14 protein-coding genes are annotated in these 17,804 nt (G+C 71.2%); 12 read left to right on the forward strand and 2 right to left on the reverse strand.

Annotated features, from left to right (window positions below; all coding sequences use genetic code 11):
* Positions 1-98: 98 nt before the first annotated feature.
* Positions 99-809 carry a DUF305 domain-containing protein gene (locus tag ACJOT3_RS20305; RefSeq protein WP_406974524.1) on the reverse strand — a complete coding sequence of 237 codons (711 nt, stop codon included), beginning with the start codon at positions 807-809 and terminating at the stop codon, positions 99-101.
* A gap of 297 nt (positions 810-1,106) precedes the next feature.
* Here ACJOT3_RS20305 and ACJOT3_RS20310 point away from each other — a divergent pair, with 297 nt between their 5' ends.
* From ACJOT3_RS20310 to ACJOT3_RS20320, 3 genes are all read left to right on the forward strand, one after another.
* Positions 1,107-2,516 carry an LVIVD repeat-containing protein gene (locus tag ACJOT3_RS20310; RefSeq protein WP_406974526.1) on the forward strand — a complete coding sequence of 470 codons (1,410 nt, stop codon included), beginning with the start codon at positions 1,107-1,109 and terminating at the stop codon, positions 2,514-2,516.
* A 217-nt stretch (positions 2,517-2,733) separates the two neighbouring features.
* On the forward strand, positions 2,734-4,146 hold the full coding sequence (locus ACJOT3_RS20315; protein ID WP_406974528.1) for an LVIVD repeat-containing protein: 1,413 nt from the start codon (positions 2,734-2,736) through the stop codon (positions 4,144-4,146).
* Between the two features lie 124 nt (positions 4,147-4,270).
* The gene (locus ACJOT3_RS20320; protein WP_406974530.1) at positions 4,271-5,680 is read left to right on the forward strand and encodes an LVIVD repeat-containing protein; all 1,410 of its coding nucleotides are present in this window, start codon (positions 4,271-4,273) and stop codon (positions 5,678-5,680) included.
* A gap of 73 nt (positions 5,681-5,753) precedes the next feature.
* On the opposite strand, the gene ACJOT3_RS20325 is transcribed toward ACJOT3_RS20320, so the two are convergent.
* Positions 5,754-7,016, reverse strand: a complete 1,263-nt coding sequence (locus tag ACJOT3_RS20325) for a hypothetical protein (RefSeq protein WP_406974532.1) — start codon at positions 7,014-7,016, stop codon at positions 5,754-5,756.
* Positions 7,017-7,134: 118 nt separating this feature from the next.
* Between ACJOT3_RS20325 and ACJOT3_RS20330 the strand changes: the two genes are divergently transcribed.
* The 9 genes from ACJOT3_RS20330 to ACJOT3_RS20370 all read left to right on the forward strand — a co-directional run bounded on the left by ACJOT3_RS20330 (position 7,135) and on the right by ACJOT3_RS20370 (position 17,638).
* A complete protein-coding gene (locus ACJOT3_RS20330; protein WP_406974533.1) occupies positions 7,135-8,487 on the forward strand; it encodes a bifunctional folylpolyglutamate synthase/dihydrofolate synthase in 1,353 nt (450 codons plus the stop codon).
* Between the two features lie 37 nt (positions 8,488-8,524).
* The gene (locus ACJOT3_RS20335; RefSeq protein ID WP_406974535.1) at positions 8,525-8,911 is read left to right on the forward strand and encodes a DUF4233 domain-containing protein; all 387 of its coding nucleotides are present in this window, start codon (positions 8,525-8,527) and stop codon (positions 8,909-8,911) included.
* Positions 8,912-9,005: 94 nt separating this feature from the next.
* Entirely contained in the window at positions 9,006-9,413 is a 408-nt protein-coding gene (gene ndk / locus ACJOT3_RS20340) for a nucleoside-diphosphate kinase (RefSeq protein ID WP_406974537.1), read from the forward strand.
* Positions 9,414-9,745: 332 nt separating this feature from the next.
* The gene (locus ACJOT3_RS20345) at positions 9,746-10,780 is read left to right on the forward strand and encodes a rod shape-determining protein (protein WP_306366513.1); all 1,035 of its coding nucleotides are present in this window, start codon (positions 9,746-9,748) and stop codon (positions 10,778-10,780) included.
* Positions 10,780-11,682 carry a rod shape-determining protein MreC gene (gene mreC, locus ACJOT3_RS20350; protein ID WP_406974539.1) on the forward strand — a complete coding sequence of 301 codons (903 nt, stop codon included), beginning with the start codon at positions 10,780-10,782 and terminating at the stop codon, positions 11,680-11,682. The genes ACJOT3_RS20345 and mreC overlap by 1 nt, the downstream gene beginning before the upstream one ends.
* A 2-nt stretch (positions 11,683-11,684) precedes the next feature.
* Positions 11,685-12,257, forward strand: coding sequence for a rod shape-determining protein MreD (locus ACJOT3_RS20355; protein ID WP_406974541.1), 573 nt, complete (start codon positions 11,685-11,687; stop codon positions 12,255-12,257).
* A gap of 2 nt (positions 12,258-12,259) precedes the next feature.
* On the forward strand, positions 12,260-14,368 hold the full coding sequence (gene mrdA, locus ACJOT3_RS20360; RefSeq protein ID WP_406974543.1) for a penicillin-binding protein 2: 2,109 nt from the start codon (positions 12,260-12,262) through the stop codon (positions 14,366-14,368).
* A 36-nt stretch (positions 14,369-14,404) separates the two neighbouring features.
* Positions 14,405-15,574, forward strand: coding sequence for a rod shape-determining protein RodA (gene rodA / locus ACJOT3_RS20365; protein ID WP_406974545.1), 1,170 nt, complete (start codon positions 14,405-14,407; stop codon positions 15,572-15,574).
* Positions 15,575-15,700: 126 nt separating this feature from the next.
* Positions 15,701-17,638, forward strand: a complete 1,938-nt coding sequence (locus tag ACJOT3_RS20370; RefSeq protein WP_406974547.1) for a TIGR03960 family B12-binding radical SAM protein — start codon at positions 15,701-15,703, stop codon at positions 17,636-17,638.
* Positions 17,639-17,804: the final 166 nt, after the last annotated feature.

Consider the following 17,804-nt stretch of genomic DNA (forward strand, 5'->3'; position numbering starts at 1 on the left):
GGCCGCTCGAACTCGAACAGTACGCGCCGAGAAGCACAAAGGGATGGTGCCCTCCCCGGGGAGGGCACCATCCCTTTGTGCATCCGTGGTGGGCGGGATCAGTCCTCGTTCTCCAGGACCGCCTCCATGCGCTCGATCTCGGTGTTCTGCTCGGCGATGAGGTCGTTGGCCATCTTCATCACCGTCTGGTCCTTGCCGAACTCCAGGACCTCCTCGGCCATCGCCACCGCGCCCCGGTGGTGGGCGGTCATCAGCTCCACGAACAGCCGGTCGAACTCGTCGCCGTCGGCGGCCTCCAGCCGCGCCATGTCCTCCTCCGAGACCATGCCCGGCATGTCCTCGTGGTCCACCTGGAGGTCGCAGGCCGGGACCTCGCCCTCGCCGTGGTGGGTGCCGTCGCCCTCCAGGCCGCAGAAGTTCTGGTGGGCGGGGTTCTCCCGGGCCGGGCCGAAGACGTTCGTCTCCAGCCAGCTCTCCATGGCGGTGATCTCCGGCCCCTGGGCGGCGCTGATCCGCTCGGCGATACCGCCGATGCCCGCCCGCTGGTGGCGGGTGGGTGCCAGGTCGGCCATGTCCAGCGCCTGGGCGTGGTGCTCGATCATCTTCACGAGGTAGACGACGTCGGCCTCGTTGTGGCCCTGCTCCTCGGCCAGGGCGGCGATCTGCTCGGCGGTGGCCGGGGAGGACGACTCCCCGGGGGCGCCGGGGGCGATGACGTTCGCCGATTCCTGCGGCGCGTCCTCCCCGGTGCAGGCCGAGGCTCCCAGGAGCACGAGAGCGGTTCCTGCCGCGAGTACCAGGCGACGCACGGGGTGTCCTCCAAGGAACGGGGGTGTGGGGCGGGCCCGGGGGCTCTGCGCCGCCCCCGGCGCGGTGGGCCCGGCCGGAGGAGAACGCTCTGCTGGGCTTTCTACTCACTCCCCGGGTGTTTTGTCCACCCTTGGCCGCGTGTCTCCACCGTTTTGTTCACTCCCCGTGCCCCGGGTGTCCCGTCTGTCGCATCTGGTGCGTGTGCACGCCTTGCGGTGTTTCTCCTGGTCCAGGGCTTACCAGAGGAGTACAACACAAAGTAGGCGATTTGTTGCTCTGTGTGTCGGAGGTGGGTCGTGGGCGAGGAGACCGGGCGACGGGAAGGGCCGTGCCGCGCGCTCCTGCGCGGGGGCGGCGCCGGTGCGGCCGCGTTCGTGCTGGCCGCGACGGCCGCGGTCCCCGGGGCGGCGACCGTCGCGGAGGACGGGGACGTCTCCGCCGAGGGGGTGGTCCGGGTGGGCGGACTGCCCAGGCCCGCGCCGCTGGACCGGGAGGGCGCCTTCAACTCCGACCTGGCCTTCACCGGCGACCACGCCGTCGGCGGCAACTACGACGGGTTCGCCGTCTACGACATCTCCGACCCGACCCGCCCCTCGGTGGTGTCCACGGTCCTGTGCCCGGGCGGCCAGGGCGACGTGTCGGTCAGCGGGGACCTGCTGTACTTCTCGGTGGACTACCCGCGCGCGAACGACGAGTGCGGCGCGCCGGCGGTCCCGGCCACCGACCCCGACGGGTTCGAGGGCGTCCGCATCTTCGACATCTCGGACAAGGCGAACCCGCGGTACGTCGCGGCCGTGCGCACCGACTGCGGCTCGCACACCAACACCCTCGTCCCGGGGGCCGACGGGGAGCACGAGTACGTCTACGTCTCCTCGTACTCGCCCTCGGAGCGCTTTCCCCAGTGCAGGCCCCCGCACGACAAGGTCGCCGTGATCGAGGTGCCCCTGGCCGACCCGGCGGCCGCCCGCGTGGTGGCGGAGCCGGTGCTGTTCCCCGACGGCGGCGCCGAGTCCACCACCGGCTGCCACGACATCACGGCCTACCCCGAACGCGGCATCGCGGCCGCGGCCTGCCTGGGCGACGGGCTGCTGCTCGACATCTCCGACCCGGTGCGGCCGCGGGTGCTGGACCGGGTGCGGGACCCCAATTTCGCGTTCTGGCACTCGGCGACGTTCACCGACGACGCCCGGTACGTGCTGTTCACCGACGAGCTGGGCGGGGGGAGCGGGGCGGTCTGCACCGAGGGGGTCGGGCCCGAACGCGGGGCGAATGCGATCTACGCGCTCAATGGTGTGGGGGACCGATCGGAACTCGATTTCAGGAGCTACTACAAACTGCCGCGTCATCAGACCGAAACCGAGAACTGTGTGGCGCACAACGGTTCACTGATCCCGGTTCCGGGCCAGGACTTCTTCGTCCAGTCCTGGTACCAGGGCGGCGTCTCCGTCATCGACCTGACCGACCCCGACCACCCGGTGGAGATCGGCCACTTCGACCGGGGGCCCTGGGACCCGCAGGCCCTGCGCACCGCCGGTTCCTGGTCGGCGTACTACTACAACGGGCATGTCTATTCGTCCGATATCCGACACGGGATCGACGTGCTCCGGCTCACCGATCCGCGCCTGGAACAGGCACAGGGCGTGGTCATGGACGAGTTCAACCCCCAGTCGCAACCGTCCTTTTCCGGACATCAGCACCATCCGTAACGGCCACGGCGAACAGGGGAAACCCTGGAATCCGGCACATCGCCGACCGGTCCGGCACGCCACCCGCCTCCGCAGGAACCTAGGCACCGTGCGTAGCCGGATCGGGTCGTGTGGACAGTGTGTTAACCGGTGTGTTTCTTTTGTTCCCCCCTATACAGATAGATGTTGAAGTGTGTACTTTCTTCCTGTTTAACGACACATCCGAACAGGAGCCCCCATGGCGTCGTCCCCCGTGCCAACCTCCCCGCCGCGTTCGTGGAGATCCGCGCTGAAGAAGGGAACGGTCGCCCTCGCCGGGGCCGGAGCCCTCGTCGCGTCCCTCCTCGCGCCCTCCGCCGCGTCCGCCGACCAGACCTTCGTCAGCGACGCCGAGACCAGCGCGAACATCACGCACGTCGCGAACGTCCCCAAGACCGCGGCGATGAGCGACTTCAACTCCGACCTGGCGTTTGTCGGCGACTACGCCATCGGCGGCAACTACAACGGGTTCGTCATCTACGACATCTCCACCCCGCAGGACCCGCAGATCGTCTCCGAGGTCCTGTGTCCCGGCGGCCAGGGCGACGTGTCGGTCAGCGGCGACCTGCTGTACTTCTCCGTCGACTACGCCCGGGCCAGCGACGAGTGCGGCGCCCCCGCCGTGCCCACCACCGACCCGAACGGGTTCGAGGGCATCCGGATCTTCGACATCTCGGACAAGGCGAACCCGCAGTACGTCGCGGCCGTGCGCACCGACTGCGGCTCGCACACCAACACCCTGGTCCCGGGCAAGGACGGCGAGCACGAGTACATCTACGTCTCCTCGTACTCCCCGTCGGCGACGTTCCCCAACTGCCAGCCGCCGCACGACAAGATCTCCGTCATCGAGGTCCCCCTCGACGACCCGGCCTCCGCCCAGGTGATCGACGCCCCCGTCCTCTTCCCGGACGGCGGCTACACCAACACCAGCGGCTGCCACGACATCACCGTCTACCCCAAGCTCGACATCGCCGCGGGCGCGTGCATGGGCGACGGCATCCTGCTGGACATCTCCGACCCGGCCGCCCCGGTCGTCACCGACGTCGTGCGCGACACCAACTTCGCGTTCTGGCACTCGGCGACGTTCACCAACGACGGCAAGACGGTGCTGTTCACCGACGAGCTGGGCGGTGGCGGCGGCGCGACCTGCCTGGACACCATCGCCTCCGAGCGCGGCGCCAACGCGATCTACACCATCGGCGGCACCGACGCCGAGCCCGAGCTGTCCTTCGAGGGCTACTACAAGATCCCGCGCGTGCAGTCCACCACGGAGAACTGCGTCGCCCACAACGGCTCGCTGATCCCGGTCCCGGGCCAGGACTTCTTCGTCCAGTCCTGGTACCAGGGCGGCGTCTCCGTCATCGACTTCAACGACCCGGCCAAGCCGAAGGAGATCGGCTACTTCGACCGCGCCCCGATCAACGAGAACACCCTCGTGCTCGGCGGCTCCTGGTCGGCCTACTACTACAACGGCTACGTCTACTCCTCGGACATCACCCGGGGCCTGGACGTCATCAAGATCACCGACCCGCGGGTCCGCGCGGCCGAGCGCGTCCCCATGGACGAGTTCAACCCGCAGTCGCAGCCGGAGTACCGGCCCGGCCGCCGCTGACCCGAGCGCAAGCCCCCCGGCCCGCACCGGGCCGGGACGGGTGACGTGAGAGGGACCGCGGCCGTGCACGCCGCGGTCTCTTCACGTAACTCCCCCGACCGCCCCCTAGTGCACAGGAGTCCCGATGCCCGCACCACGCACCAGGAGGGGCCTGCACCGCACCGTCGCACTGGCGGCGACCGCAGCGGCCTCCCTGCTCGTGGGTCTGCTCGGCCCGGCGACCGCTCACGCGGACACGCCCCCGGCCGACTCGATCCACAGCCCCAACATCGAGCACGTGGCCTACGTGCCCAAGCCCTCCGCCGTCCGAGGCACCAACTCCGACCTGGCGTTCACCGGTGACTACGCCATCGGCGGCAACTACGACGGCTTCGTCATCTACGACATCTCCGACCCGGAGAACACCTCGGTCCTCACCGAGGTCCTCTGCCCCGGCAGCCAGGGCGACGTGTCGGTGAGCGGCGACCTGCTCTACGTGTCCGTCGACTCCCCGCGCGCCAGCGACCAGTGCGGCGCCCCCGCCGTGCCCGTCACCGACCCCAACGGGTTCGAGGGCGTCCGGATCTTCGACATCTCGGACAAGGCGAACCCGCAGTACGTGGCCGCCGTGCGCACCGACTGCGGCTCGCACACCAACACGCTGGTTCCGAGCAAGGACGGCGAGAGCGACCTCATCTACGTGTCGTCGTACTCGCCGTCGGCGAACTTCCCCAACTGCCAGCCGCCGCACGACAAGATCTCCATCATCGAGGTGCCGCACGACGACCCGGCCTCGGCCGCGATCGTCAACGAGCCGGTCCTGTTCCCGGACGGCGGCAACCACAGCCAGCCCGGCCTGCTGCTGCCCACCCAGGGCTGCCACGACATCACCGTCTACGCGGAGAAGGACATCGCCGCGGGCGCGTGCATGGGCGACGGCATCCTGATGGACATCTCCGACCCGCTCAACCCGGTCGTCACCGAGGTCGTCCAGGACACGAACTTCGCGTTCTGGCACTCGGCGACGTTCACCAACGACGCCAAGAACGTGCTGTTCACCGACGAGCTCGGCGGCGGCGGTGCCCCGACCTGCACCGAGGCGATCGGGCCCAACCGCGGGGCCAACGCGATCTTCACGATCAAGGGCCTCAACCAGGGCCAGCCGGAGCTGGACTTCGCCAGCTACTACAAGATCGACCGGCACCAGGGGACCACGCAGACCTGTGTCGCCCACAACGGCTCGCTGATCCCGGTCCCGGGCCAGGACTTCTTCGTCCAGTCCTGGTACCAGGGCGGCGTGTCCGTCATGGACTTCAACAACCCCAAGAAGCCGCGTGAGATCGCCTTCTTCGACGTGGACTCCCGCGTCGAGCCCGGTGTCCTGGACAACAACACCTGGTCGACCTACTACTACAACGGCTACATCTACTCCAACGACATCGTCCGCGGACTGGACGTCCTGAAGATCACCGACCCGCGTCTGCGGGCGGCCGAGCGCGTGAAGTTCGACGAGCTCAACCCGCAGGGCCAGGAGAGCTACCGCCCCGGCCGCTAGGCCTCGGCAGTAGCCCCACCCGGCGAGTGAGGGGCGGGGGCGGTGCACCGGCGCCGCCCCCGCCCCCGTGCTTTCACAGGGCGGCGGGCCGGCCGAAGAGCCGGTCCGTGGGCACGTCCAGGACCTCGGTCATCCGGCCGGTGAAGTAGACCGTGCCCAGCGCCAGCACCCGGCCGCCCAGGGCGGCCACCCGGGCGGGGGAGAGGTCGGCGGCGTCCACCCGGCCCCAGTGCGCGGGCGGGGCGTACTCGAACCGCAGGTGCGCCTCGGGCAGCCGCACCATGGTCACCGGCAGATCGCCCAGCACCGCCACCGCGCCCGAGACGTCCTTGTGGTCGGGCAGGCACAGCAGCACGTGGTCCACCCCGCCCCAGGCGGCGCGCGCGTGGTCCAGCGCCGCGGCCACCCCCACCCGGTCGATCGCCGAGTCCACGATGACCTCGGCCCCGGCCGCGCCGGGCACCGGGTGCCGCGACAGCCGGGCGGGCAGCCGCAGGGTGCGCAGCACCGCGTGCAGCCGGTCCGGGTCCAGCGGGCCACGGCCCAGGTGCTCCAGCATCCGGGCGGCCGCGGCCGTGCCCAGCACCCCCGAGGCGGCCGACAGCCCCGGCGGGCGCAGCTCCGCCGGCGGCTCGGTCCCGGGCTCCCGCGGGTCGGCGATCTCGGCCCGCACCCGGCCGCCGGTCGCCTCGGCCAGGGCGGCGTCCACGGCCGCGGCGACCTCCGGGGTCTGCGGCAGCCGGACCAGACTCCGGGTGCGCTCCCCGGCCACCCGGGTCTTCTCCCGGGCGATCTCGGTCACGGTCCCCCCAAGAACACCTATGTGTTCGGCGAAGACCGCACCAAGGGCGACCACCTCCGGGCCGATCAGCCGCAACTCGTCGCGGTGGCCGCCCATCCCGGCCTCCAGCACGCACACGTCGGCGCCGATCCCGCGGGCGTGCAGCAGGGCGGCGACGAGGAACAGCCCGCTCGGCGCCAGGTACCCGCCGGACTCCGCCGGACCGGGCAGCGAACGCCGGGCCCGGTCGATCCGCGCGCCCAGGGCGTCCAGCACCCCGTCGGAGACCGAGGCCCCGTCCACCCGCACCCGCTCCCGGTAGGAGCGGAAGCTCGGCCCGGTGGCCAGCACGGTCCGCAGACCCGCCGAGGACAGCGCCGCCGCGGCCGTGGTGGCCGTGGTCCCCTTGCCCTTGGACCCCACCACCCCCAGCACCGGCGGCCGGTCCCCGTCCAGGTCCAGGGCGCGCATCAGCTCCCGGGCGCGCTCCAGGCTGCGGGTCGAGCCGGCGGCGCGGCCGGACCACTCGGAGAAGAAAGGGTCAAGGTCGGGCATGCCCCCAGTATGGTCCCGGTTATATCGCGGTCCGGACCCCGTACCCGGAGGTCACACCCCCGCGGGGACGCGTACACTGACGCGGTGTGTACACCCCGACCCCGATCTCTCAGCAGCCGTGAGTGAGGAACGCGCCGACGCGCGCTACGCCGAAGTGACGGCGCAGATCCTCGCCCGGGCACCCGAGACCGACATCGACCCCCGTTTGGACCGCGTCCGCACCCTGCTGGACCTCTTGGGCGATCCACAGCGGAACTTCCGGGTCATCCACGTCACGGGCACCAACGGCAAGACCTCCACCGCCCGCATGATCGACGCGCTCATGCGCGCCCGAGGCCTGCGCACGGGCCGCTACACCAGCCCGCACCTGCGCACCGTCCGGGAACGCATCGTCGTCGACGGAGAACCCGTCTCGCAGGAGCGGTTCGTCGAGACCTTCGACGACATCCGCCCCTACATCGAGATGGCCGACGCGATGAACGACGCACCTCTGTCGTTCTTCGAGATCCTGACGGTGATGGCCTACGCGGTCTTCGCCGACACCCCGGTCGACGTCGCCGTCGTCGAGGTGGGCATGGGAGGCCGCTGGGACGCCACCAACGTGGTGGACGGCGACGTCGCGGTGATCACACCCATCGGTATCGACCACACCGAGTACCTGCCCGACACCGTCGAGGGCATCGCCGAGGAGAAGGCGGGCATCATCAAGTCCGACTCCGTCGCGGTCGTCGCCCAGCAACCGGTGGCCGCGGCCGAGGTCCTGCTGCGCAACGCGTCCGAGGTCGGCGCCCGAGTGGCCCGCGAGGGCCTGGAGTTCGGGGTGCTGGGCCGCGAGGTGGCGGTGGGCGGTCAGCAGATCGCCGTCAAGGGCCTCACCGCGAGCTACGACAACCTGTTCCTGCCGATGTTCGGCGCCCACCAGGCATCGAACGCCGCCGTGGCCGTGGCCGCGGTCGAGGCGTTCGCCGCCACGGGCGAGGACACGGCCGGCCTGGACCCCGCCATCGTCGCCGAGGCCCTGGCCGGAGTCGATTCCCCCGGGCGTCTCGAAGTGGTGCGCACCAGCCCCACCGTCATCGCGGACGCCGCGCACAACCCGGCCGGAATGATCGCGACGGCCGCCGCCGTGGAAGAGGCCTTCGGCTTCTCCCGCCTGGTGGGCGTGGTCGCGATCATGGCCGACAAGGACGTCGAAGGGATCCTGGATCCCCTGGAACCATTGCTCGACGAGATCGTCGTCACCCGCAACTCCTCACCCCGTTCCCTCGACCCGGAGTCCCTGGCCGCCATCGCGGTGCGGATCTTCGGCGAGGACCGCGTCCACCTGGCGCCCCGACTCGACGACGCGATCGACCTGGCCGTGGGCCGGGCCGAGGACGACGGCGAGTTCGGCGGCTCCGGGGTGCTCGTCACCGGTTCGGTGGTCACCGCGGGAGACGCGGTCCACCTGCTGCGCGGCGCGGGGGAGTAGCGGGCCGGCGCTTCTCATTACGAAGGGAATTCCCACCGTGCGTGTCGTCTGCGCCGTCGTGTTGGCCTTCGAGGTCATCGTCATCGGCCTCTTCATCCCCGTGGCCGTGACCCTGGCGGGTATGGACCCCGCCTTCGCCGGAAGCCTGTGGGGCACCATGGCCGTCGCGGCCCTGGTGCTCGCCGGGCTCCAGAAGTACCGCTGGGCCCACTACGCCTCCTGGGCGCTCCAGGCCGCGTTCCTGTTCACCTCGTTCATGCTCCCGGGCGGCATGCTGGTCGCCGTGGTCTTCGTGTCCCTGTGGGTCACCGGTGTCATCCTGGGCCGGCGGACCGACGAGATGAAGGCCGCCCACCGGGCGCGGGCCGAGGCCGAGGCCGCCCGGGAGGCGGAGACCGCCGTCGGTGCCTCGTCGGAGCCCTGAACGCGATAGTGTGACGCACGTTTCCGCGTGCACCGACGCCGTGGGCGTCGTGCCCTCGCGCCACGCGGAAGTCCACCGAGGAGTTGAATCGCACGTGGAACGCAGCCTCGTTCTCATCAAGCCGGACGGCGTCCGCCGCAACATCGTCGGCGAGGTCATCTCGCGCATCGAGCGCAAGGGCCTGAGGATCGTCGCGATGGAGCTGCGCACGCTCGACGCCGAGACCGCCAGGACCCACTACGAGGAGCACTCCGAGCGGCCGTTCTTCGGCTCGCTGGTGGAGTTCATCACCGGTGGTCCGCTGGTGGCGCTGGTGGTCGAGGGCGAGCGCGCCATCGAGGCGTTCCGCGCCCTGGCCGGTGCGACCGACCCGGTCACCGCCTCCCCGGGCACCATCCGCGGCGATTTCGCCCTGGAGGTGCAGCAGAACATCGTGCACGGTTCGGACTCCACCTACTCCGCCGAGCGCGAGATCAAGCTGTTCTTCCCCGACCTGGGTTGATCCCGGATCGTTCGAGGACCAAGGCCGAAGGGCCGCCCCCGGCGGGGGCGGCCCTTCGTGCTGCACGGGGCGGCGATTGTGCGGAATCCCCGCCGGGGCGGGGATCGCGGAGCTAGGCTGTCGTCTTCGACGTGCTCCCGCGCCGTCCCCCGTCCCCCGCTCCTGCCGTCTGCGCGCCGCGGACCAGGGGAAGACAACGATTCGGTGTGTTTGCGTAACCAGGTAAGTGCCGACCGTTACCATACGGGGGACTGAATACCTATCGTGCCGGAACGACTACGTATGGTCGCCCCGGGCAACCACGTCCGTCACGGCGCCTCTGAGGACGTTACATGCCGAACAACCTTGCTTTTCTCGGCCGGGACATGGCCGTCGACCTGGGGACCGCCAACACGCTCGTGTACGTGCGTGGCCGCGGCATCGTCCTGAACGAACCCTCGGTCGTCGCCCTCAACACCTCGACCGGCAAGATCGTCGCGGTGGGCATCGAGGCCAAACAGATGATCGGCCGCACACCGACCAACATCACCGCCATCCGCCCGCTCAAGGACGGCGTCATCGCCGACTTCGAGATCACCGAGCGGATGCTGCGCTACTTCATCCAGAAGATCCACCGCCGCCGCCACTTCGCCAAGCCCCGCATCATCGTCGCGGTCCCCAGCGGCATCACGTCCGTGGAGCACCGCGCGGTCAAGGAGGCCGGGTACCAGGCGGGCGCCCGCCGGGTCTACATCATCGAGGAGCCCATGGCCGCCGCCATCGGCGCCGGGCTCCCCGTCCACGAGCCCACCGGCAACATGGTCGTCGACATCGGCGGCGGCACCACCGAGGTCGCCGTCATCTCCATGGGCGGCATCGTCACCTCCCAGTCCATCCGGGTCGGCGGCGACGAGCTCGACCAGGCGATCATGACCTTCGTCAAGAAGGAGTACTCCCTGATGATCGGGGAGCGCACCGCCGAGGAGCTCAAACTCGCCATCGGCTCGGCCTACCCGACCGGGGCCGAGGAACTGCACGCCGAGGTGCGCGGCCGCGACCTCATCAGCGGCCTGCCCAAGACCATCGTCATGGCCGAGTCCGACGTCCGCCAGGCCGTCGAGGAACCCGTCACCGCCATCATCGACGCGGTCCGCACCAGCCTCGACAAGTGCCCGCCCGAGCTGTCCGGCGACATCATGGACCGCGGCATCGCCGTCACCGGCGGCGGCGCCCTGCTGCGCGGCCTCGACGAGCGGCTCCTGCACGAGACCGGGATGCCCATCCACGTCGCGGACAACGCCCTGGACTCGGTCGCCATCGGCTCCGGCACCTGCGTGGAGAACTACGAGCGCCTCCACCAGGTCCTCGTCCCCGAACGGCGGCGCTGATGCTGCGCGACAGCCCCAGATCCCGGATCACCCTGCTGGTGCTCGTCGCCCTGTCGGTGGTCCTGCTCGTCCTGGACGGCCGACCCGGCCAGAACCCGGTCACCTCGGCGGCCCGCGCGGGCGGCGAACTGGTCTTCGCCCCCGCCGCCGCGGGCGCGGGGTACGTGGCCGCGCCGGTCGGCGGCCTCTACGACACCGTGCGGCGAGCCCCCGAGGCCTCCGCGCGCATCGCCGAACTCGAAGCGGCCAACGCCGAGCTCAAGGAGGAGCTGCACGCCGCCCGCCTCGACGAGGGCCGCGCCGCCGACCTGGACGAGCTGCTGCACCTGTCCGGGATGGGCGGCTACGAGATCGTCCCCGCCCAGGCGGTCACCCGCACCACCCCGCGCGGCTACGCCGACGTCGCCACCATCGACGCCGGGACCGAGTCCGGGATCACCACCGACATGACCGTCGTCAACGGCCAGGGGCTGGTCGGCCGGGTCATCGAGGCGGGCCCGCGCACCGCCACCGTGCTGCTCGCCACCGACGTCACCTCGGCGGTCGGCGCCCGCCTGGAGTCGACCCGCAAGATCGGCGTCGTCACCGGCGGCACCGTGCCCGGCGGGCCCGAGGCCGACCTCACCCTGGAGCTGTTCGACATGGAGGCGCCCGTGGAGGCCGGGGACCGGCTGGTCACCCTCGGCTCCCACGAAGGGGCGCCGTTCGTCCCCGGGGTGCCCATCGGCACCGTCGAGGACGTGCAGGTCGCCCCGGGCGCGCTCAGCCGCCTCGCGGTCCTGGCGCCCGCGGTCGACTTCGCCTCCCTGGACCTGGTCGGCGTCGTCGTCGCCGGTCCGGCCGAGGACCCCAGGGACTCCGTGCTCCCGCCCAAGCCCGACGCACCCGAGAGGGAGAAGTAGCCATGAGGTCCGCCGTGACCCTGCTCTCGGTGGCCGCGGTCGTGCTCGTCCAGGCGGTGGTCGTCAACCGGCTCCCGTTCGGCGCGCTCTCCGACGGCGGCCCCGGACCCGACCTGGCGGTGGCCGCCGTCGTCGCCCTGGCCCTGACCACCGGCCCCGCGGCCGCCGCCGGCTGGGGGTTCGGCATCGGCCTGGCCCTGGACGTGCTGCCGCCGGCCGACCACGCGATCGGCCGCTACGCCCTGATCCTGTGCCTGGCCGGATACCTGGTGTCGCTCATCCACCGCAACACCGGGGCGCCCGGCGGCGTCGGCGCCCGCACCTCGCGGCTGTTCGCCCTGGGCACCGTCCTGCTCACCGCGCTCGGCGTGGGCCTGGCCTACGCCGGGCTCGGCGTCCTCATGGGGGACCCGCGCACCGGCCTGTCCGCCGTCGCGGTCGCCGTCGGCGTCGGCGCCGGGCTCACCCTGCTGGTCGCACCGCTGGTGACCCTGCCCCTGCTGTGGCTGCGCGAGGCCCTGTCGGACCACGAGTTCGCCACCGTCCAGGGGCCGATGTCCCCCCGGGGGTGGTGACCGTGCGCCGACCTCCGGTGGACCCGACCCTGCCCGGCCCGCGCCTGGGCCGGGCCGGCCTCGTCCTCGCCCAGATCGTCGTCGTCGCCCTGTTCGCCGTCCTGGGCGCACGCCTGTGGTACCTCCAGATCCCGATGGCCGACCACTACCGGGACCTGGCCGTCGCCAACCACCACCAGCGGCTCGTCGTGCCCGCCACCCGCGGCCAGATCCTCGACGCCACCGGCCGCCCCATGGTCGCCAACCGCACCGAACTCGTCGTCTCCGCCGACTACCACGAGCTCATGGGCATGCCCGACGGCGGCGAACAGGTCCTGTCCGACCTCTCCGAGGTCCTCGACGTCCCGACGGCGGAACTCCAGCAGCGCATGCGCCTGTGCGGACCCGAGGTGGAGCGGCCCTGCTGGCCCGGCTCCCCCTACCAGCCCGTCACCCTGGCCGAGGACATCGAGCCGTCCATCGCCCTGCAGATCATGGAGAGCTCCGACGACTTCCCCGGCATCACCGCCCAGGCCCACGCCGTCCGCGAATACCCCAACGGCGCCCGGGCCGGGCAGATCCTCGGCTACCTCCAGCCCGTCACCCAGGAGGAGCTGGAGGCCCGCGAGGAGCTGCGCACCCAGTTCACCGGCATCGACCAGGTCGGCCGCGACGGCCTGGAGGCCGTCTACGACTCGCAGCTGCGCGGCACCGCCGGCGTGCGCACCCTGGGCGTGAACAACCACGGCGAGGTCATGGACGTCATCTCCGACCAGCCGCCCGAGGCCGGGATGCACATCGTCACCCACCTGGACATGGGCGTGCAGAAGATCGTCGAGGAGGCGCTCGCCGAGGGCATGCGGGGCGCCCGCCCCCGGTACAAGGCCGACTCCGGTGCCGCCATCGTCATGGACGTGCGCAACGGCGGCATCGTCGCCATGGCCAGCCTGCCCACCTACGACCCCGCCATCTGGCAGGGCGGCATCGACCAGAAGACCTTCGACGAACTGCTCAGCGCCGAGGCCGGGGAACCTCTGCTATCGCGCGCCGTCCAGGGCCAGTACCCGCCCGGCTCCACGTTCAAGGTGTCGTCGCTGTCGGCCGCCGTCGAGAACGGCTACTCCCTGCGCAGCACCTACGCCTGCCCCGGGTCGGTCAACATCGCCGGACAGAACTACGAGAACTACGCGGGCGGCGGGCACGGCACCATCGACCTGCACCGGGCCATCGTGGTCTCCTGCAACACGATCTTCTACAACTTCGGCTACCAGCTCTGGCTCAAGGACGGCGGCCTCGAACCCGAGGGCGAGCCCAAGGAGGCCATGGCCGCGATGGCCCGCGGATACGGGTTCGGCTCCCCCACCGGCATCGACCTGCCCTACGAGACCAGCGGGCGCATCCCCGACCGCGAGTGGAAGCGCACCTTCTGGGAGGAGACCCGGGAGACCAACTGCCGCCGCGGCGAGGAGGGCTACCCCGAGATCGCCAAGACCAACCCGTCGCACGCCTCCTACCTCAAGCTCCTGGCCTACGAGCAGTGCGTGGAGGGGTTCCAGTGGCGGGCCGGTGAGGCCGTCAGCTTCGCGATCGGCCAGGGCGACGTGCTCGTCAGCCCGCTCCAGCTGGTGCGCGCCTACGCCGCCATCGCCAACGGCGGCACCGTGTACGAGCCCCGGGTGGCGCGGGCGCTCGTCTCCGCCGACGGCAGCGTCGTGGAGGAGATCGAGCCGGTCGTCGCCGGGAAGGTGCCGGTGAAGGACGAGACCATCCGCTACCTCCAGGACGCCCTGGAGGAGGTCACCAAGACCGGTACCGGCGGCGGCGCCTTCGGGGACTTCCCGCAGGACAAGGTGTCCGTCGCGGGCAAGACCGGTAGCGCCGACGGCCAGAACCGGCAGGTGTCGTCCTGGTTCGTGTCCTACGCGCCCGCCGACGACCCGCAGTTCGCCGTCGTCGTGTTCGTCTCCCAGGGCGGTACCGGTGGCGCCACCTCGGCGCCCATCGCCCGCAAGATCTACGAGGGCATCTACGGGTTCGGGGACTTCGACGAGCCGGCCCTGCCCGGCGGCAAGCCCCGCGCCGACCTGCCCGTGGTGCGGCCCGACGGCTCCATCGACCCGCTGGACCGGTGACCGATGGCCGTGATCGACGTATTGGACCGGTGACGCATGACCGTACACGCCCCGCGCGGGCTCGACCTGGGCCGCACCGCGGTGACCGCCGCGGGCGCCGCCCGCCGGCTGGACTGGGTCCTGATGGCGGCGGTGGCCGCGCTGTGCGCGATCGGCTGCCTGCTGGTGTGGTCGGCCACCCAGCCCGGTGACGGCGGGAACCCGCTGGACTCCACCGAGCACCTGCGCAAACACCTGGCCCACCTGGCCGTGGGCTGGGCGGTGTGCCTGGCCGTGGCCGCCGTCGACTACCGGACGGTCCGCGCGTACGCGCCCATCGTCTTCGTCGTCACCGTCGTCGCGCTGATCCTGGTGCTGACACCGCTGGGCGCCGTCATCAACGGCTCGCGCGGGTGGATCGTGGTGGGCGGCTTCCAGTTCCAGCCCAGTGAGCTGGCCAAGGTGGGCCTCATCCTGGTGCTGGCCACCCTGCTGGGGGAGCCCCGCGACGGCGAGACCCGGCCGATGACCCGGGACGTGCTGTTCTGCCTGCTGGCGCTCGCGGTGCCGCTCTCCCTGGTCATGCTCCAGCCGGACCTGGGGACCACGCTGGTGCTGGGGGTCATCTTCCTGGGGATGCTGACCCTGTCCGGGGCGCCGGTGTTCTGGGTGGCCGGGATGCTGCTGTCCGGGGTGGTGGCCGGGTTCTGTGTGTGGTGGTTCGACATGCTGGAGCCCTACCAGCTGGACCGCATCGCGACGCTGGTGGACCCGTCGGCGGACCCGCAGGGCGCCGGGTACAACTCCAACCAGGCGCTCATCGCCGTCGGGTCGGGCGGGTTCGACGGGACCGGGCTGTTCAAGGGGGAGCAGACGCACGGCCGGTTCGTGCCCGAGCAGCACACCGACTTCATCTTCACGGTCGCCGGGGAGGAGCTGGGGTTCGTCGGGGCCGGGCTGGTCATCGGCCTGTTCGCGGTGATCCTGTGGCGGATCCTGCGCATCGCCCTGGGCTGCGACCAGCCCTACCCGCGGCTGCTGTGCGTGGGGGTGGCGTCCTGGTTCGGGTTCCAGACCTTCATCAACATCGGGATGGGGCTGGGGATTGTCCCGGTGACCGGGCTGCCGCTGCCGTTCGTGTCCTACGGCGGTACGGCGCTGCTGGCCAACCTGCTGGCGCTGGGGCTGGTGCTCGGGGTGAACTCCCGGGACCGGGGGTTCGAGTAGGGCCCGGGGCGGAGGAGATGCCGGGGTTCGAAGAGAGCCTGTGGAAAACCCGGGCCGGGAGCGGCGGCGCCGGTAGCCTGAAAGGGCAGCTTGGTCCCCGTCCGTCGATCGAAAGTCTCCAGACCCATGACCGTCGAAAGCCTCTTTCCGCGACTGGAGCCCCTGCTGGCACGGGTGGGCAAGCCCATCCAGTACGTGGGCGGTGAGCTCAACTCCGTCGTCAAGGAGTGGGACGACACCCGGGTGCGCTGGGCGCTGATGTACCCCGACGCCTACGAGGTGGGCGTGCCCAACCAGGGCGTGCAGATCCTGTACGAGGTCCTCAACGAGCGCGAGGGGGTGCTGGCCGAGCGCGCGTACGCGGTCTGGCCGGACATGGAGGCCCTGCTGCGCGAGCACGGGGTGCCGCACTTCACCGTGGACGCCCACCGGCCGCTGGGCGCCTTCGACCTCATCGGGGTCAGCTTCGCCAGCGAGATGGGCTACACCAACCTGCTCACCGCGCTGGACCTGGCCGGTATCCCGCTGCGCACGGCGGACCGGCGGGAGGGGCACCCGATCGTGCTGGCCGGGGGGCACTCGGCGTTCAACCCCGAGCCCATGGCCGACTTCCTGGACGCGGTGGTGCTCGGCGATGGCGAGGAGATCAGCCTGGCCGTCACAGAGATCGTCCGCGAGTTCAAGGAGGAGGGCGGGCCCGGGGGGCGCGACGGGCTGCTGCTGCGCCTGGCCGCCACCGGCGGGGTGTACGTGCCGCGCTTCTACGACGTGGACTACCACGGGGACGGGCGCATCGCCGCGTACACGCCCAACCGGCCCGGGGTGCCCGAGACCGTCCTCAAGCACACCGTCATGGACCTGGACCGGTGGCCCTACCCCAAGAAGCCGATCGTGCCCACCGCGGAGTCGGTGCACGAGCGCTACAGCGTGGAGATCTTCCGCGGCTGCACCCGCGGCTGCCGGTTCTGCCAGGCCGGGATGATCACCCGGCCGGTGCGCGAGCGCAACAAGGAGACCGTCACTTCCATGGTCCGGGAAGGGGTGAAGAACTCCGGGTTCCAGGAGGTGGGGCTGCTGTCGCTGTCCAGCGCCGACCACAGCCAGATCAAGGACATCGCCAAGGAGCTGGCCGACGGCTACGAGGGCACCAACACCGGGCTGTCGCTGCCCTCCACCCGGGTGGACGCCTTCAACATCGACCTCGCCAACGAGCTCACCCGCAACGGGCGCCGCTCCGGGCTGACCTTCGCCCCCGAGGGCGGCAGCGAGCGGATGCGCCGGGTCATCAACAAGATGGTCACCGAGGAGGACCTCATCCGCACCGTCACCGCCGCCTACGCGGCGGGGTGGCGGCAGGTCAAGCTGTACTTCATGTGCGGGCTGCCCACCGAGGAGGATGAGGACGTGCTGGCCATCGCGGACCTGGCCACCACGGTCATCCGCACCGGCCGCGAGGTGACCGGGCGCAGGGACATCCGCTGCACGGTCTCGATCGGCGGGTTCGTGCCCAAGCCGCAGACCCCGTTCCAGTGGGCGGGCCAGACCTCGCACGAGGTGGTGGACGCCCGGCTGCGCAAGCTGCGCGACCGGCTGCGCTCGGACCGCACCTACGGCAAGGCCATCGGGCTGCGCTACCACGAGGGGCGGCCGTCGATCATCGAGGGGCTGCTGTCCCGCGGCGACCGCCGGGTGGGCCGGGTCATCGAGGAGGTGTGGCGCTCGGGCGGCCGGTTCGACGGCTGGAGCGAGCACTTCTCCTACGACCGGTGGACCAAGGCCGCCGAGGCCGGCCTGGCCGAGTACCCGGTGGACGTCGACTGGTACACCGTCCGCGAGCGTGACGAGGACGAGGTGCTGCCCTGGGACCACCTGGACGCGGGACTGGACCGCTCGTGGCTGTGGCAGGACTGGCAGGACTCGCTGCACGGGGAGGAGTCGCTGGAGGTCGACGACTGCCGCTGGAACCCCTGCTACGACTGCGGGGTGTGCCCCAGCATGGGGACCGAGATCCAGATCAACGACTCGGCGGAGGGGCGGCCGATGCTCCCCCTCACCGTCGTCTGACCGGGGCCGGGGGACGCCCTCAACGCGGTGGGGCGCGGGGGCGCCGGGGTGTGCCTGTTCGGGGTCCCGGACCGGCACATTCCGCGTGCGGTGATCGCCTCCGTCCTCGGCCGGGGCCTGCGCGGGGCCCTCGGCCCCCGCCGGAGGGGGCCGAGGGCCTGCCGGG

Origin of the sequence: Nocardiopsis protaetiae, from assembly GCF_045446735.1 — a bacterium.
GTDB classification, from domain to species: domain Bacteria; phylum Actinomycetota; class Actinomycetes; order Streptosporangiales; family Streptosporangiaceae; genus Nocardiopsis; species Nocardiopsis protaetiae.